Annotated in this window: 22 protein-coding genes; 13 read left to right on the top strand and 9 right to left on the bottom strand. The window is 41.4% G+C overall.

The features are described from left to right. Positions 1–92 precede the first annotated feature (92 nt). The 8 genes from PUND_RS13180 to cyoE all read left to right on the top strand — a co-directional run bounded on the left by PUND_RS13180 (position 93) and on the right by cyoE (position 7,333). Positions 93–1,115 carry an FAD:protein FMN transferase gene (locus PUND_RS13180; protein ID WP_041709067.1) on the top strand — a complete coding sequence of 341 codons (1,023 nt, stop codon included), beginning with the start codon at positions 93–95 and terminating at the stop codon, positions 1,113–1,115. A gap of 97 nt (positions 1,116–1,212) precedes the next feature. Then, positions 1,213–1,425, top strand: coding sequence for a (Na+)-NQR maturation NqrM (gene nqrM, locus PUND_RS13175; protein ID WP_010391098.1), 213 nt, complete (start codon positions 1,213–1,215; stop codon positions 1,423–1,425). A gap of 326 nt (positions 1,426–1,751) precedes the next feature. After that, complete coding sequence (locus PUND_RS13170) at positions 1,752–2,180, top strand: hypothetical protein (protein ID WP_010391099.1); 429 nt, start codon at positions 1,752–1,754, stop codon at positions 2,178–2,180. 329 nt (positions 2,181–2,509) lie between these two features. Further along, the gene (cyoA, locus tag PUND_RS13165) at positions 2,510–3,463 is read left to right on the top strand and encodes a ubiquinol oxidase subunit II (RefSeq protein ID WP_010391100.1); all 954 of its coding nucleotides are present in this window, start codon (positions 2,510–2,512) and stop codon (positions 3,461–3,463) included. A 2-nt stretch (positions 3,464–3,465) separates the two neighbouring features. Beyond that, complete coding sequence (cyoB, locus tag PUND_RS13160; protein ID WP_010391101.1) at positions 3,466–5,454, top strand: cytochrome o ubiquinol oxidase subunit I; 1,989 nt, start codon at positions 3,466–3,468, stop codon at positions 5,452–5,454. Further along, positions 5,451–6,083, top strand: coding sequence for a cytochrome o ubiquinol oxidase subunit III (gene cyoC / locus PUND_RS13155; protein ID WP_008111916.1), 633 nt, complete (start codon positions 5,451–5,453; stop codon positions 6,081–6,083). Before cyoB ends, cyoC begins: the two co-directional genes overlap by 4 nt. Beyond that, complete coding sequence (gene cyoD / locus PUND_RS13150; RefSeq protein ID WP_008111918.1) at positions 6,083–6,439, top strand: cytochrome o ubiquinol oxidase subunit IV; 357 nt, start codon at positions 6,083–6,085, stop codon at positions 6,437–6,439. Before cyoC ends, cyoD begins: the two co-directional genes overlap by 1 nt. 9 nt (positions 6,440–6,448) lie before the next feature. Beyond that, a complete protein-coding gene (gene cyoE, locus PUND_RS13145; RefSeq protein ID WP_008111919.1) occupies positions 6,449–7,333 on the top strand; it encodes a heme o synthase in 885 nt (294 codons plus the stop codon). Positions 7,334–7,412: 79 nt separating this feature from the next. Here the strand turns inward: cyoE and PUND_RS13140 are convergent, their stop codons facing one another. Further along, on the bottom strand, positions 7,413–8,000 hold the full coding sequence (locus PUND_RS13140; RefSeq protein WP_010391103.1) for an FMN-binding negative transcriptional regulator: 588 nt from the start codon (positions 7,998–8,000) through the stop codon (positions 7,413–7,415). Beyond that, on the bottom strand, positions 8,000–8,575 hold the full coding sequence (locus PUND_RS13135) for a GNAT family N-acetyltransferase (protein ID WP_010391105.1): 576 nt from the start codon (positions 8,573–8,575) through the stop codon (positions 8,000–8,002). Before PUND_RS13135 ends, PUND_RS13140 begins: the two co-directional genes overlap by 1 nt. Positions 8,576–8,681: 106 nt before the next feature. On the opposite strand from PUND_RS13135, the gene pdxR reads away from it, so the two are divergent. Next, the gene (gene pdxR, locus PUND_RS13130; protein ID WP_010391106.1) at positions 8,682–10,145 is read left to right on the top strand and encodes a MocR-like pyridoxine biosynthesis transcription factor PdxR; all 1,464 of its coding nucleotides are present in this window, start codon (positions 8,682–8,684) and stop codon (positions 10,143–10,145) included. Positions 10,146–10,148: 3 nt separating this feature from the next. Here pdxR and PUND_RS13125 read toward each other — a convergent pair whose 3' ends face one another. The 4 genes from PUND_RS13125 to PUND_RS13110 all read right to left on the bottom strand — a co-directional run bounded on the left by PUND_RS13125 (position 10,149) and on the right by PUND_RS13110 (position 16,271). Then, positions 10,149–10,826 carry a hypothetical protein gene (locus PUND_RS13125; protein ID WP_041709101.1) on the bottom strand — a complete coding sequence of 226 codons (678 nt, stop codon included), beginning with the start codon at positions 10,824–10,826 and terminating at the stop codon, positions 10,149–10,151. Between the two features lie 135 nt (positions 10,827–10,961). Then, positions 10,962–12,914, bottom strand: a complete 1,953-nt coding sequence (locus tag PUND_RS13120) for a phytase (protein WP_010391108.1) — start codon at positions 12,912–12,914, stop codon at positions 10,962–10,964. Between the two features lie 11 nt (positions 12,915–12,925). Then, complete coding sequence (locus tag PUND_RS13115) at positions 12,926–13,900, bottom strand: metallophosphoesterase (RefSeq protein WP_010391109.1); 975 nt, start codon at positions 13,898–13,900, stop codon at positions 12,926–12,928. A 64-nt stretch (positions 13,901–13,964) separates the two neighbouring features. Next, positions 13,965–16,271, bottom strand: coding sequence for a TonB-dependent receptor plug domain-containing protein (locus PUND_RS13110; protein WP_010391110.1), 2,307 nt, complete (start codon positions 16,269–16,271; stop codon positions 13,965–13,967). Between the two features lie 286 nt (positions 16,272–16,557). Between PUND_RS13110 and PUND_RS13105 the strand changes: the two genes are divergently transcribed. Together PUND_RS13105 and PUND_RS13100 are read left to right on the top strand one after the other, a co-directional pair. After that, positions 16,558–17,466: a GGDEF domain-containing protein gene (locus PUND_RS13105; RefSeq protein ID WP_010391112.1), complete on the top strand. Its 909-nt coding sequence runs from the start codon at positions 16,558–16,560 to the stop codon at positions 17,464–17,466. Further along, a complete protein-coding gene (locus PUND_RS13100; RefSeq protein WP_010391115.1) occupies positions 17,450–18,448 on the top strand; it encodes an AraC family transcriptional regulator in 999 nt (332 codons plus the stop codon). Before PUND_RS13105 ends, PUND_RS13100 begins: the two co-directional genes overlap by 17 nt. Here the strand turns inward: PUND_RS13100 and PUND_RS13095 are convergent, their stop codons facing one another. The 3 genes from PUND_RS13095 to ettA all read right to left on the bottom strand — a co-directional run bounded on the left by PUND_RS13095 (position 18,449) and on the right by ettA (position 21,589). After that, complete coding sequence (locus tag PUND_RS13095; protein WP_010391117.1) at positions 18,449–19,357, bottom strand: histone deacetylase family protein; 909 nt, start codon at positions 19,355–19,357, stop codon at positions 18,449–18,451. 57 nt (positions 19,358–19,414) lie between these two features. Beyond that, positions 19,415–19,777 (bottom strand): PilZ domain-containing protein, encoded by a 363-nt coding sequence (locus tag PUND_RS13090; protein ID WP_008111924.1) that lies wholly within the window; start codon positions 19,775–19,777, stop codon positions 19,415–19,417. A gap of 138 nt (positions 19,778–19,915) precedes the next feature. Beyond that, positions 19,916–21,589: an energy-dependent translational throttle protein EttA gene (gene ettA, locus PUND_RS13085; protein WP_008111928.1), complete on the bottom strand. Its 1,674-nt coding sequence runs from the start codon at positions 21,587–21,589 to the stop codon at positions 19,916–19,918. A 225-nt stretch (positions 21,590–21,814) separates the two neighbouring features. Between ettA and PUND_RS13080 the strand changes: the two genes are divergently transcribed. Both PUND_RS13080 and PUND_RS13075 read left to right on the top strand, forming a co-directional pair. Then, positions 21,815–22,762, top strand: coding sequence for a homoserine O-succinyltransferase (locus PUND_RS13080; protein ID WP_008111930.1), 948 nt, complete (start codon positions 21,815–21,817; stop codon positions 22,760–22,762). Beyond that, on the top strand, positions 22,752–23,822 hold the full coding sequence (locus tag PUND_RS13075) for a homocysteine S-methyltransferase family protein (protein ID WP_010391121.1): 1,071 nt from the start codon (positions 22,752–22,754) through the stop codon (positions 23,820–23,822). Before PUND_RS13080 ends, PUND_RS13075 begins: the two co-directional genes overlap by 11 nt. Positions 23,823–23,827: the final 5 nt, after the last annotated feature.

Here is a 23,827-nt window from a genome sequence, read left to right as displayed (position 1 = left end):
ACTGATTAAATTTAGTTAAAATACCAGCCTCGTCGCATTTTATGTGACGAGGCTTTTTTATATTAATTTTTAACCTATTAAGTAGGGTTGTTATGAACAAAGTAAATACTCCCCAGGGCATAATCGCCTTATTTATAATCACGCTGACTTTACTGTTATCTGGATGTGGAAAATCAGTCCCACAGGAAACCTACTTAGAAGGTAAAACGATGGGTACAACTTATCACATTAAGTTTTACGCTGAGCAAGTTGACCCTCAAGCAGTACAAGCAGAAATCGATGCGGTTTTAGTTGATATCAACCAGTCTATGTCGACCTATATCGAAGATTCAGAAATAAACACCTTTAACCGTTTAGATGCCAACGAAGTAATGCCAATCAGTGATGACTTCAGGGCAGTTATTAGTGAATCTATGCGTATAGGTAATTCAACTAAGACCCTAGATGTGACTATGGGGCCGTTGATAGATTTATGGGGGTTTGGCCCAGATAAAAAACCAACAAAGCGCCCAACGAATGAAGCTCTGGCAAATATGATCAATAACATTGGTATAGATAAGCTGGTCCTTAACGAGCAAGGCTTAGCAAAAACGATGGCTGATTTAGAGTTGTCGTTTTCAGCTACAGCAAAAGGCTATGGTATTGATAAAGTGGCTGAGCTATTACAAAGCAAAGGCATTACAGATTACATGGTTGAGATTGGCGGGGAGTTACGTATTGCTGGTACAAAACCAGACAATCAAGCATGGCGAATAGCAATTGAACAACCTGATGCAAACCCAGGTGAGCGAAAAGTACACCGTGTACTTGCACCAGGCAATAACGGTATTGCCACCTCAGGTGATTATCGAATCTTTTATACAATGGATGGCAAAACCTATACTCACCTTATTGATCCTATGACAGGGATGCCAATTAAGCATGACTTAGTTTCTGTTACAGTTTTACACCCTAGCGCTATGACGGCCGACGGTTTAGCGACTGCTTTAACGGTTATGGGAATGGAAAAAGCACAACGTTATGCGCAGCAGCATGATTTACCAGTGTATTTAATTGCTAAATCGCCTGATGGTTTAGTCACTTATTCAAGTCCTGCGTTTAAGCCTTATTTATAGTCTTTAGGTTTATATCCTTAGCATGAGGGTATATAATATACGGAGCTCAAATACGCTATTTGAGCTCATTTTATTGCTGAACAATAGGGGCTAAGCAATGTCACTTTTTTTTCTAACCTTTGGCTTACTTATTTTAATTGTCGCTGCGATGGCGATAGGCATGATAGTTCAAAGAAAATCGATGGCGAGTAGCTGCGGAGGCTTAGGCTCTGTAGGTATTGATAAAGCATGTGATTGCGATGATCCATGCGATAAACGCAAAAAGCGTCTAGCCAAAGAGCAAGTATGGAAAGAAAACCAAATTCTTTAAATAGATTTATTTCTGTTTAAACAAAAAACCTCTCGTAGCTCACTACGGGAGGTTTTTTATTTATATCGTCATAAATAAATCACCAGCTGATAAAATAATCGTGTTTTTATCTTGAACAGAAAACTCTCTTTGTTATACTCATGCCCGAACTTTCAGTAAGTTTTGAAAGTTCTATTGATTCGGATCAATTCTAGCTTAGCAAAATAGTGCTAATGCGTTGAGACTGTATTTCATGTCACTGTATAAGGCTTTACGGCTGCAACTTGTTTTTGTTGCCACGGTGTATACCTAATTTTGTTATTAGTCATTTTAATAGGTTAATGTTTTTGAACTCATTTTCTTTGTTTCATACCAGCGCTTTGCTTACCTTAGGTAAGTCAGTGTTGCATGAGCGCTTTAATAAAGCGAAAAGAGGCGTGAGTGTGGCTGTAACATTATTAGTTTTTAATGCCGTTATGTTGCTTAGTGGCGCTATCGAGGATGCCTTTAGGCTTGAAGCATTGATCAGTGATGGCTTTTTTATAGAGCCATTATTACTGACTATTGCCGAATTTTTAGCTCATCCTATCTTATCGTGTCAGTTACTTATTGGCCTTTGTTGGCTATTGTTCCACATGTTTCCAGCGCGTCGTGCTGGAATAATCCTCCGTAAAGCAGCCTTTGCTTTTAGCGAGGCTAAAGTTCAGCAACCCGTGCAAGCTGCACATGGTTGTCGTGCTCCACCTAGCTTTACAGGTTGTCTGTTTACTCATTAATTTTTATGGGTATAGGTTACACCTGTGGTATCTAATTATTTATTCTTGCTGTAAATAACGATTACTTTCATTGTAGCTTAGTGTTTTTACACACTCTCAGCCAACCACACCTCACCCAAGTTAATTTTTATTGCGTTATATTAATGTGTTTAAAAAAGCTGGGTTGGTTCTGCTAGGTGTTTTTTATTAAGCCAGTAGTCAATACTTCATGCTTGCATTCGCTCTGCATTATTTGTAATTCAATCTTAATTAACTTGGGTTTTTATCAAATATCGTTGCTAAATATTTTTGGCAGCTAATAAAAACTCTTTAGGTTTTAGGATAGTCCCTTGTTAATTCGTAACCTTTTTAATATTGCTTTAGCTAGTATGGCGCTGATTCTATCAGGCTGTAATGGCGGGGTACTCGACCCAAAAGGGCAGATAGGTATTGATGAGAAAAATCTGATCATCATCGCTACTGTGCTTATGTTGTTAGTTGTGATCCCCGTTATTGTGATGACTTTATATTTTGCTTGGAAATACAGAGACACACAAAACCATGAAATTTACGCACCAAAATGGGCTCACTCTAATAAGATTGAGGCTGTTGTATGGGCGGTTCCTATTGTTATTGTTGTTATTTTAGGTGTGATCACCTGGCAGTCAACTCAAGAGCTTGACCCTTATAAACCGATAGAGGGTAAAGGTGAACACTTAACTGTTGAAGTGGTGTCACTTAATTGGAAGTGGTTATTTATTTACCCTAAGCAAGGTATTGCTACGGTAAACGAATTGGTATTTCCTGCTAATGTTCCGGTTGAATACAAAATCACGTCAGAAAGTACCATGAACTCGTTTTTCATCCCCCAGTTAGGTAGTCAAATTTACTCAATGGCGGGCATGGAAACTAAGCTGCATTTAATCGCTAATGAGCCAGGCACGTTTAAAGGCTTTTCGGCTAATTACAGTGGTGCGGGTTTTACTGGTATGAAATTTAATGCCATCGCAACACCAACAAAAGCTGACTTTAACCAGTGGGTTGAACAGGTTAAAACCAACGCTAATAGCCTTACTCATGCCAATTATGTTGAGCTTGCCAAAGCAAGTGAAAACAATCCCGTCGCTTATTATGGCAAGGTTGATGACGGTTTATTTCATACCATAGTGATGAAATACATGCAGGCGCATGGCGATATGAACAAAAAACACCACTCGATGGGTAAACATCAGCAGATGAGTAATGAGCATCAGGCAATGGGTAATCATTCAATGCCATCATCACACAGCCAGGGCGAGGAATAATCATGTCGTTTTTAGGTAAATTATCTATAGATGCAATTCCGTTTCATGAACCTATTATCATGGTTACCATGGCGGTGATTGCTGTTGTCGGGCTTATTATAGCTGGGCTAATAACAAAATATAAAAAATGGGGTGTGCTTTGGCGCGACTGGATCACCTCGGTTGATCATAAACGCTTAGGCGTTATGTACATTTTATTAGCGCTAATCATGCTGTTTCGTGGTTTTTCTGATGCCATTATGATGCGTGCGCAGTTAGCGCTTGCTACCAGTGGCGCGCCAGGTTATCTGCCACCAGAACATTACGACCAAATATTCACCGCCCATGGCGTTATTATGATCATCTTTATGGCGATGCCATTTATGATTGGTTTAATGAATATTGTTGTACCACTGCAAATTGGTGCTCGCGATGTGGCTTTTCCATTTTTAAATAATTTAAGTTTTTGGTTTACTGCCAGTGGCGCCATTTTAATAAATTTATCGCTGATATTTGGTGAGTTTGCTAAAACAGGCTGGGTTGCTTACCCACCGTTGTCGGAGTTGACCTTTAGCCCTGGGGTGGGGGTCGATTATTATATTTGGGCCTTGCAAATATCGGGGCTCGGTACGCTATTAACCGCTGTTAACTTCCTAGTGACAGTATTTAAAATGCGTGCCCCTGGTATGACACTGATGAAAATGCCAATTTTCACATGGGCATGTACCTGGGCAAATATCTTAATTGCGGCATCATTTCCAATTTTAACCGCAGTGCTGGCCATGCTAACGCTAGACCGTTATTTAGATTTCCACTTCTTCACTAATGAAGCCGGCGGTAACGCCATGATGTATATCAACCTGTTTTGGGCATGGGGTCACCCAGAGGTATACATTTTAGTATTACCAGCTTTTGGTATCTTCTCTGAAATAGTGTCGACCTTCACTGGTAAACGTTTATTTGGTTATAAATCGATGGTATATGCCAGCGGTGCCATTTCTATTCTTGGTTTTATTGTATGGTTACATCACTTCTTTACTATGGGCTCAAGCGCTAATGTAAATGCCTTCTTTGGGGTGATGACCATGGTCATAGCTGTGCCTACTGGGGTTAAGTTATTTAGTTGGTTGTTTACTATTTACCGTGGCCGTTTGCGCATTACTGTACCGGTACTCTGGACGCTTGGTTTTATGGTTACCTTTAGTATTGGTGGTATGACGGGGGTATTACTGGCAATCCCTGGTGCCGATTATGTATTGCATAACAGCTTATTTTTAATCGCTCATTTCCATAACACCATCATTGGTGGCGCAGTATTTGGCTACTTAGCCGGATTTGTTTTTTGGTTTCCAAAAGCAATGGGCTTTAAACTTGATGAGCGTTGGGGTAAAGCGTCATTTTGGTGTTGGTTAATCGGTTTCTTCGTAGCCTTTATGCCATTGTACGTACTCGGCTTTTTAGGCATGACGCGTCGCTTAAACCACTCTAATAATCCTGATTGGAATATCTGGCTTTATATTGCTGCAGTGGGGGCCGTGATTATTATGTTCGGTATTATTTGCCAAATTATTCAGCTATATGTGAGCTTTAAAAACCGCGAAGCGCTTGATGATACCACTGGCGATCCTTGGAACGGTCACACCCTTGAATGGTCAACGTCATCACCACCGCAATACTATAACTTTGCTGAAATCCCGCATGTTGATGATATTGATACATGGACTGATATGAAAGAAAAAGGCCTAGCTTATCAAGGTAAATCTAGCTATAGCCCAATTCATATGCCAAAAAATACCGCATCGGGTGTGCTTATTGCTGCGAGTTTAACGGCGTTTTGTTTTGCCATGATCTGGCATATTTGGTGGCTAGCAGGGCTTGGTTTTATTGGCGCGATTGCGCTGTTTATTAACCGTGCTTACACCAGTGATGTAGATTACTACGTGCAAAACGATGAAATATTACAAATTGAAGGCGCGCATATTGCCAGTAACACGAAGGAGGTAAGCGCATGAGTACGTTATCTGCAACTCAAGGCCATGTAAATTTAGAGCCTCATAGCGTAAGTCATACGCATGAACATCACGATACCTCAGGCGATACAATCTTTGGCTTTTGGCTTTATTTAATGACCGATTGCCTTTTATTTGCCTCATTTTTTGCAACCTACGCAGTGCTTTATATGAACACCGCAGGCGGTGTATCGGGCAAAGATATTTTTGAGCTTGATTTTGTTGCCGTTGAAACTGCGGCGCTACTTATAAGTAGTATTACTTTTGGTTTTGCCATGATTGCCGCTCAAGGGCAAAAAAAGGCGCTGACGCTTGGTTGGCTCGCGGTCACTTTTTGTTTAGGCGCGGTGTTTATTGGTATGGAAATTTATGAGTTTCATCATTTAATTGTTCATGGCAATGGCCCACAGCAAAGTGCTTTTTTAACATCGTTTTTCTCATTAGTGGGCTTGCATGGTTTACATGTAACTGCAGGCCTTATCTGGATGAGCATAATGATGATTGAGGTGATTAAGCGCGGTTTAGGTAAACAAACCGTCACGCGCTTAAGTTGCTTAAGCTTATTTTGGCACTTTTTAGATATTGTGTGGATTTGTGTATTTACCGTTGTTTATTTAATGGGGGCAATGTAATGAGCCATAGCGAAACACATGCTTTAGAGCAAATGCAAAGCCAACATCATGATCAATCACATGGTAGTGTTAAAACATACCTGATTGGCTTTGTCTTATCAGTGATTTTAACGGCCATTCCATTTTGGATGGTGATGGAGGGCGACTTTTCAAAGGTCACCACACTCTGGAGTATCGTTACTTTAGCAATCGTGCAAATTTGGGTGCATTTAAAATACTTTTTACACCTTAATTTCACCACTGATGAAGGTAAAGCAAATACCTTTACCTTCTTGTTTAGCGCGTTGATCATCGTCATGGTGGTTGGACTGTCTGTTTGGATCATTTATGAATCAAACGCAATGATGATGTATTAGAGGTTTCAGATGTTTCGTCGTTATTTAGCTGTTACTAAGCCAGGTATTATTATGGGGAATTTGATCAGCGTTGCCGGTGGTTTTTTACTCGCCGCCCGCGGTGATATAGACCCATGGTTAATGTTGGTTACCTTGGTTGGTTTATCGCTTGTTGTTGCATCGGGATGTGCCATAAACAATGTTATTGATAGAGACATTGATGTTGCCATGGCGCGTACTCGCTCACGTGTGACTGTAACTGGCGAAATGTCTGCAAAAGCCGCTTTAAGCCATGGGGTGTTATTAGGGCTAATTGGCTTTGGCTTATTAATTGCCTTTACCACTCAAGCGGCGGTATTTTTTGCCGCCTTTGGCTATGTCATCTATGTAGGGGTTTACAGCCTCTACATGAAACGCAACTCTGTTTACGGTACCTTTATTGGTAGTCTGTCGGGCGCAGTTCCACCTGTTGTTGGCTATTGCGCCGTTACGGGTGTGTTCGATATGGGCGCATTAATACTGCTGGTGATGTTTAGTTTGTGGCAAATGCCGCACTCATATGCAATTGCTATTTTTCGCTTTAAAGATTACCAAGCCGCTAATATTCCAGTATTGCCCGTGGCACAAGGTGTTAATAAAGCTAAGCGCCATATTGTGCTTTATATTGCCGTATATGCTTTAGTGGTGATGCTATTGCCAATTAGTGGTTATACCGGTGCTGCCTTTATGGCCGTTGCCTGTATCACCAGTTTTTGGTGGTTACTCATGGCACTTAGAGGGTATCGCTACAACATAGACACCACCCGTTGGGCACGCCAAGTGTTTGCGTTTTCAATTATTAATATTACCGCTTTGAGTATCGCCATGGCGGTAGATTATCAAACAATTGCGCCACAGTTAGTGGCGCTAAACTGATCTTATCTGATCAATGAACCGAGTTAATTCCCAAAGTTAACCAAAGGCTCTGAGCATTGCGAGGAGCCTTTTTTCATTCCTAAAACAAGGCCGCTATTGAGTGCTTATTGGCATCTACCAGACTTTGTTTTATTTTATTTCTTATAGCTGCTGATTTATTTTGACTGAGTTTGAAGTTACCTTGCCAGTGAATTGGCGTAAGCTCTATAAAACTCAGGTGTTGATACATTGTATTGCGATGCTGCTCAGGCACTTCATCAATTTTCCACTCAGGCTCAAATGTTTTCTCAAAATGACTAGTAAGGGTTCGCATTACGAGATCTTTTTTTAGCTCATCTTTAATAATATGTACTTTTGCAGTCACTAACACCGATGCGTAAAGCCAGCTAGGCAATGTTTGATTATCCGCATAGGAGGGTGATAAATAGCAATTGTCACTATTAAAGAGTAAATTCACCTGTTTATTATCAAGCTTTGATAGTGGATTATGCTTTGCTACATGTGCAATAAACATATTTTCTAAAGAGTTGAATAACATAGGTACATGACAAATGTTATTTAATTGACTATTTGAGCAGGGCATAAAAATTGTTGCTAATGGAAAGTTATTAATAAGCGCATGCAATTGCTCGGTATTTTTTTGCATAAAGTGCTCGGGTGGGTACATTATAATAGCTCCTCAAGTCGTAACTTTATAGCTGGCCATTGTTCGTCAATAATGCTGAATTTTGCGGTGTTGCGATATGAACCATCTTCTAGACGTCGGTCTTTTTGGGCGATTCCTTCATACTTAGCGCCTAAACGGGCAATGGCATTGCGTGATTGTTGATTGTGCTCATGGGTATTAAAACTAATCCGTACTAAATTAAGTTGATTAAATGCATATCTCAGAAGTAAATATTTTGCATGCGTATTTACGTATGTTCGCTGTGCAGTGAAGCTAATAAAAGTATGGCCAATTTCAGCGCTTAAGTTGTTACTGTCTAACCTAAATAAACGGGTTGTGCCAACAACTTGCTGTGAATGTTTATCAATAATGGCAAAAACCACTTGCTCGTTTTGATTAAACTGCGCGCTATGTGTAAACCATTGCTCCAACTTAACTTGGGTTTGTGTGTAATTACTTAATACCCACTGCCAAACTTGTGGATGTTTACCTGCTTGATATAGACCCTCGAGATGTTTGAGTTTAAGTGGCTCTAAGGCGACCTTGTTGGTTTGATGAATTTGCGTTGTGAACATTATAAGCCCCATATTTTGCTATTTATTCATAACAAATGTACGCTTTATTGGTTTATTAAAAACAACCAAAATTTAATTTTTACCTATACCAGTTTGGAAGGTGTTTATGCAGCCACTTAATATAAAGCTCACTAGCCAGAGTAAAGCTAAATACCTGCAAATAGCAGATGCACTTAGGGAGTCGATTATAAAAGGGGACATTCTCGCTGGCAGCAAACTCTGCTCTGCACGCGATATGGCACAAGCATACGGATTAAACCGTCATACAATAATGAATGCCCTACAACTTCTTGTCGCAGAAGGATGGTTGGAATCCTATGAACGATCAGGCTACAGCGTTACCAATACATTGCCTATTCAAAACAGTATAAACACAGTTCAGTCTCAAGCATTGGATCCTAAGCCGTATCGATTTGCTACCACGCTTACGGTGTCAGAACCTACAATGGACTTAAATAACTATGCTTATAACTTTGCTGGAGGCTTACCCGATTTAACACGCTTTCCCTATAAAGAATTTAAACGCTCTGTAAGTCATGTGTTTAATCATTTAGATACCAGCCAATTTCACTATGGTAATGTGGCTGGGCAGCCTAATTTAAAATCGCAAATTAGTCATTATTTACACAAAGCACGAAACCTAAAAACAGCCGATATTCTTATGTGTAATGGCTCTCAAGAAGCGCTTTTTTTAGTATCAAAAGCCTTTATTAATAAAGGCGATTATGTTGCAACCGAAACCTTAGGTTACCCGCCTGCTCGTAAAGCATTTGCAGCATGTGGCGCGCAGCTTATAGATATAAAACAAGATGATGAAGGGTTGTGTGTTGATGATTTTAAAACTCAGCTCGAACGCTATCCCATTAAACTTCTGTATTTAACGCCACTGCATCAATACCCAACGACTGTGACCTTATCACCCACCCGGCGCTTACAAATTTATCAGCTGTGTTATGCCCATAATGTGATGATTATTGAAGATGACTACGACCATGAATTTCACTACCGTTGCCAGCCTTTGCAACCCATGGCTGCCGATGACCCCGCAGGCATTGTGATATATCTATCAACGTTTTCAAAAATTATGTTTTCAGCAGCAAGGATTGGCTATATCTGTGCAGCGCCTGGGGTAATTGCACAATTAACCGCATGGAAGCAGCTAACGAACCATAAAAATGATGTGGTTATGCAATTAGCTGTCGCACACTGGATGAAAGAAGGTGGTTTTGAACGCCATTTAAAGCGTATGACAAAGCTCTATAAGCAGCGCTATGAAGCGATGGGTGATTATCTAACGCAGCTGCAATTATCAGGCTATCCAATTGAATATATAAAACCCGACGGTGGCATGGCGATGTGGGTTAATTTAAATAAACCGGTGGACCAATTAAAGCAAGTACTGCAAAGTAAAGGCGTGTATGTACAGGTTGAGCCTGAATTTTACTTTAAAGACTCAGAACGTAGTTTAATACCTAAGCAACACAGTTATGTACGTTTAGGATTTGCTGGGCAATCAACTTTGGCGATGCAAGCTGGACTTGAATTGATTGCTGAACACGTTTTCAAATAAAGCTTATTTGCTTAAGCTTTCAGCATCATAAAACATCGGTTTCAATGTGCCACAATTTATAAACTTATAATTGAGCTCACCAGCAGAGGGCACTTCAGTTGAGGTGCGAAACTTTTGTAAACAGGCACCACTTAAATCAACAAACATAATATGATGATAGCTTGGTGGCTGAGTTATTTGGTGAATGTAAATGCGCTCGTTATTTTTTAGCGTAACCATGTCGTACTGTTGCCATTTCGAGGCTGGACTTAAATCAGTTAGCTCACGAGTAAATAACTGCTCGCTAAGCTCTATTAATTTATCACTGTAAACTAAGCTACCTCCTTGTCTATAATCTCCAAGATACACATCTGCGGTAATTGCGACTTCTTCGCCTCGCATTAAGCGTTGAATATTAAACGGCTTTGATTTTACGGTAACTAACTCAGCATCACGTACTAAATCTAAAAATGGAATATCAGATACATCTACCTTGTACATAACATGCATATCAAAGGGAAGCTCAAAGCTTGGAATGTTAATGGCGTATACACTTGAACCTTTATTAACCAATACCATGGCATGCTCAGCTTCATATTTGGGGTTTAATGGCGGAAGTTCTGGTGGCTCTTCGGCACTAGCAAGCGAGCTGGTACAAAATACAATGCTGATAAATAAAGATACGAAGTAGGGTAGCCGCATAATAACCTCAATTAATTTATAGATATAAAGTGTAGTATACATTTATAAAAAATTATCTTTAGTTAAATTTTAGTAAGGCTTAAACGTGATACACACTAAAACTTTAGTGTGTATCAGTATATTTAGAGTTAGCTATTATTTAATTGCTTTTTTCACTTCGCGCCAGTCAATAACTTTAAAGTTTTGCGGTTGCAGTGGCATGCGGTTGTAGCCGTCTTGCACTATAAGCATGCCTTCAGGATAACCTGGTAAAGCTTTTGCTGTAACGGTTAAGCCGTCCGTTTCACCTACGCCATCAATGCCTTTATCTAGGTTAGCAATCACATTAAATTTACCTGCAAAGCTGAGGCTAGGCTGTGTATCATCTGATATGTTGTAAAGCACATAGCTATTATCGCCTTGGCTTGATACCACTAAATAGCGCCCATCATTAGCATGATAAATTTCCATACCTTCTACATCTGCCACCAGTTGCTCATTAACACTTTGTAGCTTTACTGCTTTGTTACCAGCGGTAGGCTCTGCACCGATATACCAAATACCTGCATCTTCTTCACCTGCAAATAATTGGCCTAGTTTATCATCAGCACTACAGCCTTCAGGTTGGCTTGGTAGGGTAAACTCTCTAACCATTTCACCGCTTAAATTACTTTGCTCACCAGTGAGTTTATATTGCTGAAATAAACCTGATTTATCATTAACAAACACGTAATGGCCAGAATCAGACGAATACATACACATACCGTAAATCTCAGGTAGGTTAGTCGCGACCTCTGTTACATGTTTTAGTTTGTTATCGCCATCAACAGTAAATACGCTAATGCTATTAAGCGTACGGTTGCTGGCAGTGATCCAAGTATTGGTCTGGTTGTTTATACTTTGATGTTGACGCACATCAACATTGTTTAAACGCCCTATATTGAGCGACTGTACTTTGTTACCAGCAAGGTCATAAACCATCAAGCCGCGGCGTTTATCTGTGCCTAAAATTAAGCTGTTTTTAGCATCTTGCTCATTTATCCAAATTGCTGGGTCATCTGCTGCATCACCAAACGCTGCAACCGGTGTTGTTTGTGCGCTGGCATGAATGTGCGTCATAGCCATTTTGTTTTGTGAAGTAGCTGTTTGCGCAGTGTAGTTAACGTTTGCTTGAATATAAGCGCCGGTTTCATCATCAATCAAAACTAGCTGCGCTTGATTGTCATTAATAAAGCTCGCTGCAACAGACTCAATAGTGTGTTCACCTGACAGTGACCATTGGCTAAGCGTGTCTGTTTGGGCTTGGTAAGCATAAACCATACTATCGTCAGTGGCACTGAGCCATAAAGTACCGTCTTGTGATACTGATAAAGCCCCGATTTCAGTTTTTAATTCGCCGTATGGCTGTACCAAAGCCACAGGCTGCTTATTGGCATCTGATTCTGCATCAGCATTAATGGCCCACACTCCGAGCTCTGCCTCACCCACATACAGGGTTTTTGTGTCGTCATTTACTGCACAACCTGAAGCCTCAGTGACCGCTGAGAATTCACGTACTGCGATATTTTTAGCTTGGTTAGTGGCTAAATCATAAATAACCGTTTCGCTGATCAGGCCTCGAACATCCGGCACAAACGCTGATACAGTCTCGGTATTGGTGTTTTTAAATAAACACACAGCATCTGGCTGGGCTTGAGGCGGACTAATACGAGTGAGTTCATTTAGCTGCCAAGTTTGGCCATTCTTTATCAGCTTAAAAATGGCTACGTTGTCTTGGCTTTTATCAAGACTGGCTAATATAAATTGCTGCGCTGATAATTGTTTTAGTGAAATTGACTCAAAGTTACCGGCTAACAGCACACTGCTTTTCTCGTTATCGGCAAGTAATAAGCCCTGGCTTTCGCTCGCCATTAGCCATTGATTATTACCTAGCGCTGCTGCTTGTGAGCCTTGCATGTTTTGTTGTGGGCCAAATAACTTAGCCTCAACAGCCGGCTTTGCTATTTCTGTCGTGTTTTGCGTATCGTCATTACTTGTACAACCGCTAAGCGCAGTTACAAGCACAGCACTTGATAGCACCGCTGAAATTGTATTTAGTTTAAAGTTCATTATTTTATCCTTTACTTATCTATGTGCTTTTCAGTGTTAAAACGTACTTCACCAAGGTGATTAATCGCGCTTACACTGAGAGTTTCGCCATTGATAGAGACACTTAAAAAACCAGGTGTTGCTTCTGCGTAGCGGGTAAATTCACGTTGTTTTACAAACCGCGCTTCGCTGCCACCACCAGAGACAAAGTGAGCCACCTTGCTATTTTTTGGTTGATTGTATTGCAAGTCGTGCTCGTGCCCTGCGATATAAGCATGCACATTATGACGCTCCAAAATAGGTTCTAAAATGTCGCGAAGCCCTTGGTTGCGGCCAAAGCGTTTACCACTTGAATAAAGCGGGTGATGGCCTACCACAATTTTCCATTTTGCGTTACTGCCAGCAAGTTGGGTTTCAAGCCAAGTAAGTTGGGTTTTATAGTCTTGTCCTTGGGTTGAACGGTATTTATCACGGTCTTTATATTCAGGCTGAATTGGGTTGGTATCTAAAAACACCATTAACACTTGCTCGTTGTTTTCAAGCGCAAATGTTTTACTGTAGTACCTTGCAGGTAACTGCCAACGTTGACTTTTTTCGGTGTAGTCAATTTGTGCTTGGGCATTACCCAAGTAATCGTGATTACCTAAAACAACATACCAATCTTCAAATGTGTGCGGGCCATGGTATATGTTCTCAAAGGCTGATTGCCAAAGAGGATCGTTCACACTTGCCACGCCATTTGGGTAAAAGTTATCGCCGGTCGAGACAATAAAATCGGCATCGGTTTGATACATAGCAATTTCTAGCTGATGAGCGACTTCTTTTTGGTAAAAGTGGCCGTTGTGTCCCCAATCACCAATAACCATAAAGTTAAGGCTATTAGGCAACGTAGTTAACTTAGCTATTTTTTGTTGTTGGTATAGCGCATCTTTATAAACAACAGGCTCGTCTGCACTAAGCGCTGATGAGCACAGTATCGCGGCCATTATGAAAGACAATTTAAACATGTTTTAACTCCAAAAAAGCACGCGATGGTTTGCCATTACGTGCTTAAAATGACAATACGTGTGATTAGAATGCGTAACGCAGCATTACTTGAATCACAGGGCCTGCTTCTTCCGATTCAAGCTCGTACTCATCAAAGGCACGATTGTTTTGATCATCAAGCGAGTCAAACTTATTGAAAACTTCGTCTTTGCTGGCATCCAGTAAGTTTGAACCTACAAGGCGAAGAGTGATGTCATCCCAGCGCTTTTCAACGAAAAGCTCTAAATCAGCTCCGTAAGAAGTTGTTACTTCTTCACCCACGAAGCGCCCGTATGCATCACCTTGATTACGGTACGTTGCCCCAAATGATGCGCGTAGTGTTGGTAAATCTTGGATAAAGCCAACGTTATAAACATAATCAGACTGGTCGTTAAATTTGCGCTTGCCAAAACTGTCTTCAACTTCACTGTCGAGCCAAGAGTAATTTAAGAAGATACCTGTATTAGGCATGTTCAAGGCGCTCAGTGGCGTTGATAAATCAAATTCAACACCTTGTACTGTGCCATCACCAGTATTTTGTGGTTGCAGTACAAATGTGCCTTCGCCTTCTGAGCCTTCAACACCGGTACTGGCAATTTCAATAAGGTCGCTAACGTCACGGTAAAATACGTTTACACCGACAACGCCACTTTTACCTAAACGGTATTCGTAACCTAAATCGATACCCCAAGATGATTCTGGTTTAAGACTTGGGTTGCCTAAAAAGTCATTATCAGCGAGCTCTTCTTCAAGTAGGGCGGGTGTCATGTAGTCAAAGTCAGGGCGACGTAAGCTGCGAGCAACAGAGGCGCTGACTCGTCCGTTATCACTGACGCTGTAACGAAAGTGAGCCGACGGTAAGAAAAAGTCATAATCATTTTCGGCAGTAACGCCTTCATTGGTATCGGTAATGCTTGAGTCAGTTGACTCCCACCGCACCCCCATCTCCCACGAGAACACATCCGCTTCGTGCTTGATTAGCGCAAATAAATCAAAACGATCTTCTTCAAGTTTATTAACCCCGCCGTCTACTGGTTCAAATTCGTTATTAAAACCGGCAAGAGTCAGTGGATTCTGAGAGAATTGCTCCCAATTGGTAAAGTCTTTTTCCAGCTCATCTTCAGCGACAAAAATGGCGGTATCGCGTTCTTTGCCTTGCACAAAAGCACCAAACTGAACTTCTTTCGAGTCACCTACCAGTAAGCTGTGCTGCCATTGTAATGACCACTCTTTATCATCAATATCAGCGGTTTCTTCAGCTTCTTCAAACACCATTGGGAGCTCTGACGTATCAAGTTCAACCTCTTGCTCATACACTGATTCTTCAAAGCTGGCATAACCTAACTTAAATTTGCTGGTACCGCCCAGTAGTGGTAATTCATAGCCAGAATTAATGTTGTAGTTGGTTTGATCAATAAACGAAACGTTTGCGTTATCTGAGATTAAATTACCACCCTCAACGACAGAGCCTGAGGTTGCAGATGCGTCGTCGTATTCAAAAGAGCGCTCATCTTCGGTACGGTCGGTATCAACCCACATGGCGCTAATATCAAACTTGCCACCGTTATCAAACACCTTTTCAAAGCTGGCATTTAAAGAGGTATCATCACCATCACGAGTATCAGATTGATCTTCACGGTTATCAAAATCGTCTGTTGCATAATTAGGGTTATTTTCAGGGCTATCGCCATAACGTCTGCTTGATTTTTGTTTTGGGTTATAACGACCTTGTAAATTGGCACCTACTAGTAAACGGCCACCTGCAAACTCAGTACCGTAAACGCCCGCAAAGCTTTCTTTTAGTTCGCCGTCATCGTAACGTAAGCCACCAGCGCGAATATAACCGCCGTCTAAGCTATAGCCATCGCGAAGTACAATATTAAGTGTGCCTGCTATGGCATCGGCAGAGCGGTTGGCACTAGATGAACGAATAATTTCTACACGCTCAATTAATTCTGCTGGAATACGGTCCACAAAAAATGAACGGTCAGCACCGGCACCCGGTACTTCTTCGCCATTAATAAGTACTTTTGTGTAAGCCGGGCTCAAGCCGCGCATACGTGCGCCGTCTGATTCAAGTACGTCAGATAAAAAAGTCACACTAGGAACACGCTTTAGCGCATCACCGGCGGTAAGTGGCTCAAAGCGTTGAAAGTATTCTTGTGAGTATTCCAGCGTGGGTGCTAGTTCTTGCGAGCGGTTGCGATAACCAATCTCGCCGTATACCACAAGCTCTTCAGAAACCTTTACTTCAGGTTCCCTTGACGATGTTTGTTCCTCTGCATTCACGCTTACACTAAATTGGCTCAGTGCTAATGCCGCTACAACAGCATTTAACTTAAATTGTTTCATTGGTTTGCTCCGGTTGTCCTTGGTTTGGTGAGCAAACTAAAAAAAGTTAATGACGCTAATGTGACAGTTTTACAGTTAATTCCTGACAAAACGCCAACTTAGTACTTTTCAAACAGACATTTGAGCTGTTTAAACACGGCTCCAGCGCACTAAAAATGGTTATTACTAGGTTAAATACTTATAAATTTTAATCTCAATGTCATATCAATGAGCCAAAATGACTCTGCCTAATAAATCAGTACCGCGCTAGCATACGTAATAGTGTAAATCTTAGAAGACTTAAACAATGCGATATAACCCATTTACCAGCCATGCAAAATTAACCAACACCATAATTTTATTATTGGTTATTGCTGTAGCAATATGCGCTTACTTTGGCGAACTTAAGCAATGGCAAGAAATTGCGTGGCTCGATATTGTCGGTGAGGGCGGTATTGTGTTGATGACCCTCAGCTGGATAGTTGCGTTACTTATTTCACGCCCGCCAGGCAAAGTAACTACCTTATTAGTGTTAGGTTTAGGTTTGTTTATGTTCTCAGCCACGCTCGATTTACTCGATGAGTGGTTAAAGCAACCTTCACAATTATGGCTCACCTGGTTTGAATCACTGCCAGCGCCGTTTGGTATGTCGCTTACCAGCGCTGGGCTTTATTATTGGCACCAAGAACAGTTTGTTCTAAATCGTCAGTTACGTCGTCGTGAAGCGCATCTGCGAGAGCATGAAAAAGTCTGCCCTGTAACAGGGTTATACCGAGTTAACTACTTACATTCACTCATGCAGCAACAACAAACAGAGCAGCAAGGCGGCACTTTAGGTGTTATTGATATTCGTGATTTTGCAAAGTTTAATGCGCAGTTTGGTTTTAGTGAAGGTGATAGGTTACTAAGAGAAATTAGTGATTTATTAGTAATGAATTGCCGTTTGAATGATGTGCTTTGTCGCTATGCTGGCGATTGTTTTATTGTGCTTATGCCGAATACCAGCCAAAGCCAAGCCAAAGAATTACTAGCGCAAATGAAAGCGGCGCTTAACCATTGTGCGTTTAAAGTCGCAAAAAGCAAAGGCGCACAGTTCCAGCATATTTTAACCGCCACCATGGCAATGGATTTAGCGCAAGATCCAGTGCAGCAAACCAGCCAGTTACATCAACAATTACAACAAGAAAAGGCCCTTGTAGGTGCAGCAGTATATTAGCCTAGATGATAAATACCTCAGCGCGGAGGGAATAATCACTGCGCTGGTGGAGCTTGCTCAAGGACGAGGGATCCCGCTGCATAAATTGCTGCGTGGTACGGGTATTTTTGAGCAAGATTTATATGATCTATCACAGCGCTTTAGTTTATCCCAGTTATTGGCTTTAATTAGCCAGTTTAAAGCCTTAATGAAGAGTAATGATAGTGGCTTTTTACTGGGTCATCAATTGGTTAATGACGTTAGCCCAGCAGTGCAAAGTGTGCGTTTAAGCCCCAGTTTAGGTATAGCTTTGAAGCAATTACAACAAATTAGTACCGTTATTGCCCCTTTATTATTTACCCGTAAGCATATATTTAAAGACGATTTATATCTGTACTTGCAACCGAGTATCGGTATGGACGAGTCATTAAAAAATTATTGTTTTGAAATATACAGCGCTGCGTTAATGAGCTTACTAAAACGAGTATGTAATGTGTATCCACATTGTTATTTTGACTTTACTTGTAAACGCCCTCGGCATATTCAAGAATATGAGCAGCACTTAGGCTTACGAATACGGTTTGAACAACCCTATACCCGTTGGCACTTTAATAAACAACTACTTAAGTGCACAAACCCAGAGGCTAGTCAGCTTAGGTGGCAGCAGTGCATAGCGCAAAGTGAGTTACATAAGAATGTATCACAGTCTTTTGTTGAGGCTGTGTGCCAGCGCATTTACCGTGATAAAAACAACAGCCTTGCTAACAGTGCTGAGCATTTTGCCATGAGCTCTGCTACGTTTAAACGTAAGTTAAAACAACACGGTGTCAGTTACTCTCAATTACAAGATGAGCAAAATAAACTTAAAGCCCTGCATTTACTGGGGGTGTGCCAGCAAGGTAATGAACGAGTGGCTGATCGGCTTGCATTTTATGATATTCCTAACTTTCGCCGAGCATTTAAGCGTTGGACCGGCATTACGCCAAGTCAGTTAAAAATATAATTAAAAACTAGCCGCTTGCTCTATAACAATGCCATGGCGCTTTGCTAGGCGCTGATGATCTCTGTCATAGCCTCCACCAATCACAGTGGCAACAGGAGTATTATTTGCAAGGCAGCGTTTAAGCACTAAGTGATCGCGCTTTTCTATCCCTTGCCAACTAATATCCAGTTTGCCTAAGCCATCCTCTTGCCAAATATCAACGCCAGCATCGTATAAAACCAGATCTGGGTTAAGCTCGTTTAATAAAAATTGCAGCGTATCGTCAACAATACCTAAATATTCAGCGTCTTGCATATTATTAGCTAAACCAATATCTAAATCGCTAGGGGACTTTCTAAATGGGAAGTTTTTTTCACAGTGTATTGAACAGGTAAACGCATATGGTTGATGGGACAACATAGCTGCGGTGCCATCGCCTTGGTGAACATCTAAATCAAAAATCAGTACGTTGGTAACTTCCCGGTTTTGAATTAACGTTTGTGCGGTAAAAGCTAAATCGTTAACCATACAAAAACCCGAGCCAAAATCACTGTGGGCATGATGAGTGCCGCCTGCTAAGTGGCACGCAAGCCCATTTTTAAGCGCTAAACGCGCGGTTTGAAGTGTTCCCAACGGAGCGGTAAATGTGCGGTTCATTAGTGCTTGTGACCAAGGCAAGCCAATACGGCGCATGGCTTTTTCATCTAGGCGGTTATGCCATAAATCGTGAATGTAGTTTTCACAATGTACTATTTCTAGCTCTTCTACACTACCATGTGGTGGTTCTGTGATATTACTGCCAGCAAGTCCAAGGGTTTTAACATGCTGGTGTAGCTGAGCAAATTTACTCATTACAAAGCGATGCTTGGGATCAAAACTAAACGAGTAGTTAGGATGATAAACTAAAGGTAGATTGGGGTTTAAACTCATATCTGCGTCGTTTAATTATTTTTGGTTATGGTAATCAACTTCACGCAGTGCGTCTATTTATGTTTGGTGAATAAGCGTTTCAAGCTCGCGGTGTAATAATGTTTCATCAGCAAGGTTTAGCTCAACTAAGCGCTTTAAATGCGTGATACTGTCTATATCAATACTATGGCATTTAAGACCAATATGGTTTTCTTCTATATGACGAATAACCACCGGCATTTTTATTTCAATATCGCTTTGTGGCAAAGTAAAGCGCAGTACTGCCTCGTCATTTTTGTTCCCAGTAAATGCATCGCTTTTAGTAATAAGCGCACCATGTAAAGAAATATCTAGTAGGGTACATTCATACTGGCTGCTAGCCATAACTAGTTGCGCTGCTGTAGAGAACATAATACGAGAAAATTGCCGACGGTTTTGCATAATAATCTTATAAAGCTGTTATTTATAATAAGCATAGCTGGTAATGCCCAACACGCCAATTTGCTTAAAGATAAAAATAGCTCGCATAAAAAAAGCCCCGAATTAAATGCAGGGCTTTTAACTTATTCACTGTGGCTGTTAGCCAATTTTTTTATACTTTATGCGCTTAGGCTGTGCAGCTTCTGCGCCAAGAGTCTTTTTAAGCCACTCTTCGTATTCAGTATAGTTACCATCAAAGAAGTTAATTTGGCCTTCGTCGCGGTAATCTAAAATGTGTGTAGCAATACGGTCAAGGAACCAACGGTCATGCGAGATACACATTACACAACCTGGGAATTCTAAAATAGCATTCTCAAGAGCACGTAATGTTTCAACGTCCAAGTCATTAGTTGGCTCATCCAGAAGCACCACGTTGCCGCCTGCTTTTAACAGTTTAGCTAGGTGTAAACGGTTGCGCTCACCGCCAGATAAGTCTTTAACAAACTTTTGCTGATCGTTACCCTTAAAGTTAAAACGGCTAACGTAAGCACGGCTTGGGAACTCAAAGTTACCAATTTTTAGTACATCTTGGCCGTCAGAGATTTCTTGGAATACCGTTTTGCTTTCGTCCATGTTGCCACGGAACTGATCAACAGTTGCCAGTTCTACTGTTTCACCAATGCTGATATTACCGCTATCTGGCTGCTCTTCACCGCTTAACATTTTAAATAGCGTTGATTTACCTGCACCATTGGCACCAATAATACCCACAATAGCGCCCTTAGGCATGCTAAAGCTTAAGTCATCAATTAAAACGCGGTCGCCAAAGCTTTTACGTAAGTTGTTTACTTCTAATACTTGGTCACCTAAACGTGGGCCAGGTGGAATAAACAATTCGTTGGTTTCGTTACGTTTTTGGTAATCAGATTGTTGTAGCTCGCTAAACTGCGCCATACGTGCTTTTGACTTAGCTTGACGACCTTTAGGGTTTGAACGCACCCATTCAAGTTCCTGTGCAATCGACTTTTGACGTGCTTTTTCAGATTTTTGCTCTTGTTGTAAGCGGGCATCTTTTTGCTCAAGCCAAGACGAGTAGTTACCTTCCCACGGAATACCTTCACCACGGTCAAGCTCTAAAATCCAACCTGCTACATTATCAAGGAAGTAACGGTCATGCGTTACTGCCACAACAGTGCCTTCGTAGTCATGTAAGAAGCGCTCTAACCAGGCAACCGACTCAGCATCTAAGTGGTTAGTTGGTTCATCGAGAATCAGCATGTCTGGTTTTTCAAGTAACAAACGACAAATAGCAACACGACGGCGCTCACCACCCGATAGGTGCTCAATTTTAGCATCCCACTCAGGTAAACGAAGTGCATCGGCAGCACGCTCTAATACGTTATCGATATTATGACCATCGTGGGCTTGAATAACCGCTTCTAATTCACCTTGCTCTTTAGCCAGTGCGTCAAAGTCAGCACCTTCCATTGCGTATTCGTTATACACTTCGTCAAGGCGGTTAAGGGCATGTTTTACTTCACCTACAGCTTCTTCAACAATTTCACGAACTGTTTTGCTTTCGTCTAAAACAGGCTCTTGCGGTAAGTAACCAATTTTAGTGCCTGGTTGAGGGCGAGCTTCACCTTCAAACTCTTCATCAACACCCGCCATAATGCGAAGTAGTGATGATTTACCAGAACCATTTAAACCTAGCACACCAATTTTTGCGCCTGGGAAAAAATGCAACGAAATATCTTTTAAGATAGTGCGTTTTGGTGGCACAACCTTAGATACTCGACTCATCGAGAATATAAACTTATCAGGTAAAACCATGGAAGAAGCCTTCAAATAATAATAAAAATTTCAATGCTGTATTGTAGTGGCTCACAGGTGAAACAGTCAACGAATGGCACTGTTTTAAAGTACATATTCAATTTATACAAACCGCGTGAATAAATTTCATTTAGACATCTATACATCTAGAGGTTGATATTTTTGGCATTCTGTTCATAATGAGAGCGTATTAACTCTCGGTTTTTATGAGCAGGAGCTTTAAGAATGCCAATTACAGTAGAAGACGAATTGCCAGCTATTGCACGTTTACGTCATGAAAACGTGTTTGTAATGCCAAAAACGCGTGCAAAAACCCAAGAAATACGCCCTATGCGTTTAGCTATTCTTAATCTTATGCCTAATAAAGTAGAAACCGAAGTACAGTTTATTCGCTTGTTGGCTAACTCTCCGCTGCAAGTAAATGTTGAGCTATTGCGCCTTGATACGCACCGCAGTAGTAGCAACTCTGAGCAACACTTAGATACTTTTTATCGTTATTTCTCAGAAGTAAAAAACAACAACTACGATGCACTGTTAATTACCGGTGCACCGCTCGCACATTTAGAGTATGAAGAAGTAGCGTATTGGGAAGAGCTCAAAGTAATTATTGATTGGGCCGAGCAACATGTAACTTCTACCTTGTTTTCGTGCTGGGCTGCCCACGCGGCCTTATACCACCGTTATAATTTAAAGCGCGATTTAAAAGACAATAAACTCTGCGGGGTGTTTACCCATCAATGTTACTTTGCCCATGGTGCACTTACCCGCGGCTTTGACGATACCTTTTTAGTACCCCACTCACGCTATGGCCACATAGATATTAATAAAATAAACGCCTGTGAAGAGCTGGTGGTATTAGCGGGCTCTGAACGAGTAGGGGCGTATTTACTTAAAAATAAATCCGGCAGCCAAGTGTTTATTACCGGCCACCCCGAATACGATGCCGACAGTTTAAAAGCCGAATATGAGCGCGATTTACAAAAAAGTCCCGATGCGCCAAAGCCCGAAAACTATTTTCCTGATGACGATGCCAGCAAACAACCCTCTAAAACATGGCAAAGCCACGCGTTTTTACTGTTTTCAAACTGGTTAAACTATTACGTTTACCAAACCACACCCTATGATATTAACTTAGTTAGCCAAGACGTAAGGACTAACAACTATGCCGAATAATCCTCAAAACAATAAACATCAAGAGCTGAGCGCTGCGCTCAAACAGCGCATTTTAATTTTAGATGGTGCAATGGGAACCATGATCCAAGCGCATAAGCTTGAAGAGCAAGACTACCGTGGTGAGCGTTTTAAAGATTGGCACGTGCTTATTAAAGGTAATAACGATTTATTAAGCCTAACCAAGCCTGAAATAATTACTGATATACACCGCAGCTTTTTAGCCGCCGGTGCCGATATTATCGAAACTAACACCTTTAACTCGACCACCATTTCGATGGAAGATTACGATATGGCGAGCATAAGCCGTGAAGTTAATTTAGAGTCGGCTAAGTTAGCTCGCGCCGTATGTGATGAATTTAGCGCTAAAACCCCAGAAAAACAGCGCTATGTAGCAGGTGTTTTAGGGCCAACGTCTAAAACCTGCTCGTTATCGCCGGATGTAAACGACCCAGGCTATCGTAATATCACCTTTGATAAGTTAGTGACTGCGTATGTGGAGTCGACCCTTGCACTTATGGAAGGCGGTGTAGATATTATTTTAATCGAAACCATATTCGACACCCTAAATGCAAAAGCCGCCTCATTCGCAGTAGAAGAGGCGTTCGAACAAGCAGGGCGTACATTACCAGTGATGATATCAGGCACTATCACTGACGCCTCAGGCCGCACGCTTTCAGGGCAAACCACCGAAGCATTTTATAACTCTATTCGCCATATTAAGCCGCTTTCAATTGGCTTAAATTGCGCTCTTGGGCCAGATTTACTGCGCCAATACGTTGAAGAGCTATCGCGCGTGTGCGAAACCTTTGTCTCTGTTCACCCTAATGCGGGCTTACCTAATGAGTTTGGAGAATACGATTTAGAAGCAGACGACATGGCAAAAGAGATCATAGATTGGGGTAAATCGGGCTTTATTAATATTGTTGGCGGTTGCTGCGGCACTACGCCTGCGCACATTCGTGCCTTTGCCAAAGGGCTTGAAGGCGCAGCACCACGAAAATTACCAGAGCTTGAAGTGCGTATGCGTTTATCAGGCCTAGAAGCCTGTAACTTAAATTAAGGAGC

Source organism: Pseudoalteromonas undina, assembly GCF_000238275.3.
GTDB classification, from domain to species: domain Bacteria; phylum Pseudomonadota; class Gammaproteobacteria; order Enterobacterales; family Alteromonadaceae; genus Pseudoalteromonas; species Pseudoalteromonas undina.
The sequence above is the reverse complement of the archived record's forward strand: the minus strand, read 5'-3'. Positions and strand labels throughout refer to the sequence as shown.

Coding starts and splice junctions, on each gene's coding strand:
- cyoB (WP_010391101.1), top strand. CDS start 3,466: ATGTCGTTTTTAGGTAAATTATCTATAGATGCAATTCCGTTTCATGAA.
- PUND_RS13110 (WP_010391110.1), bottom strand. CDS start 16,271: ATGAAACAATTTAAGTTAAATGCTGTTGTAGCGGCATTAGCACTGAGC.
- ettA (WP_008111928.1), bottom strand. CDS start 21,589: ATGGTTTTACCTGATAAGTTTATATTCTCGATGAGTCGAGTATCTAAG.
- PUND_RS13115 (WP_010391109.1), bottom strand. CDS start 13,900: ATGTTTAAATTGTCTTTCATAATGGCCGCGATACTGTGCTCATCAGCG.
- PUND_RS13105 (WP_010391112.1), top strand. CDS start 16,558: ATGCGATATAACCCATTTACCAGCCATGCAAAATTAACCAACACCATA.
- PUND_RS13120 (WP_010391108.1), bottom strand. CDS start 12,914: ATGAACTTTAAACTAAATACAATTTCAGCGGTGCTATCAAGTGCTGTG.
- PUND_RS13080 (WP_008111930.1), top strand. CDS start 21,815: ATGCCAATTACAGTAGAAGACGAATTGCCAGCTATTGCACGTTTACGT.
- nqrM (WP_010391098.1), top strand. CDS start 1,213: ATGTCACTTTTTTTTCTAACCTTTGGCTTACTTATTTTAATTGTCGCT.
- PUND_RS13095 (WP_010391117.1), bottom strand. CDS start 19,357: ATGAGTTTAAACCCCAATCTACCTTTAGTTTATCATCCTAACTACTCG.
- PUND_RS13140 (WP_010391103.1), bottom strand. CDS start 8,000: ATGTACCCACCCGAGCACTTTATGCAAAAAAATACCGAGCAATTGCAT.
- cyoD (WP_008111918.1), top strand. CDS start 6,083: ATGAGCCATAGCGAAACACATGCTTTAGAGCAAATGCAAAGCCAACAT.
- PUND_RS13125 (WP_041709101.1), bottom strand. CDS start 10,826: ATGCGGCTACCCTACTTCGTATCTTTATTTATCAGCATTGTATTTTGT.
- PUND_RS13135 (WP_010391105.1), bottom strand. CDS start 8,575: ATGTTCACAACGCAAATTCATCAAACCAACAAGGTCGCCTTAGAGCCA.
- cyoC (WP_008111916.1), top strand. CDS start 5,451: ATGAGTACGTTATCTGCAACTCAAGGCCATGTAAATTTAGAGCCTCAT.
- PUND_RS13090 (WP_008111924.1), bottom strand. CDS start 19,777: ATGCAAAACCGTCGGCAATTTTCTCGTATTATGTTCTCTACAGCAGCG.
- cyoE (WP_008111919.1), top strand. CDS start 6,449: ATGTTTCGTCGTTATTTAGCTGTTACTAAGCCAGGTATTATTATGGGG.
- PUND_RS13075 (WP_010391121.1), top strand. CDS start 22,752: ATGCCGAATAATCCTCAAAACAATAAACATCAAGAGCTGAGCGCTGCG.
- PUND_RS13180 (WP_041709067.1), top strand. CDS start 93: ATGAACAAAGTAAATACTCCCCAGGGCATAATCGCCTTATTTATAATC.
- pdxR (WP_010391106.1), top strand. CDS start 8,682: ATGCAGCCACTTAATATAAAGCTCACTAGCCAGAGTAAAGCTAAATAC.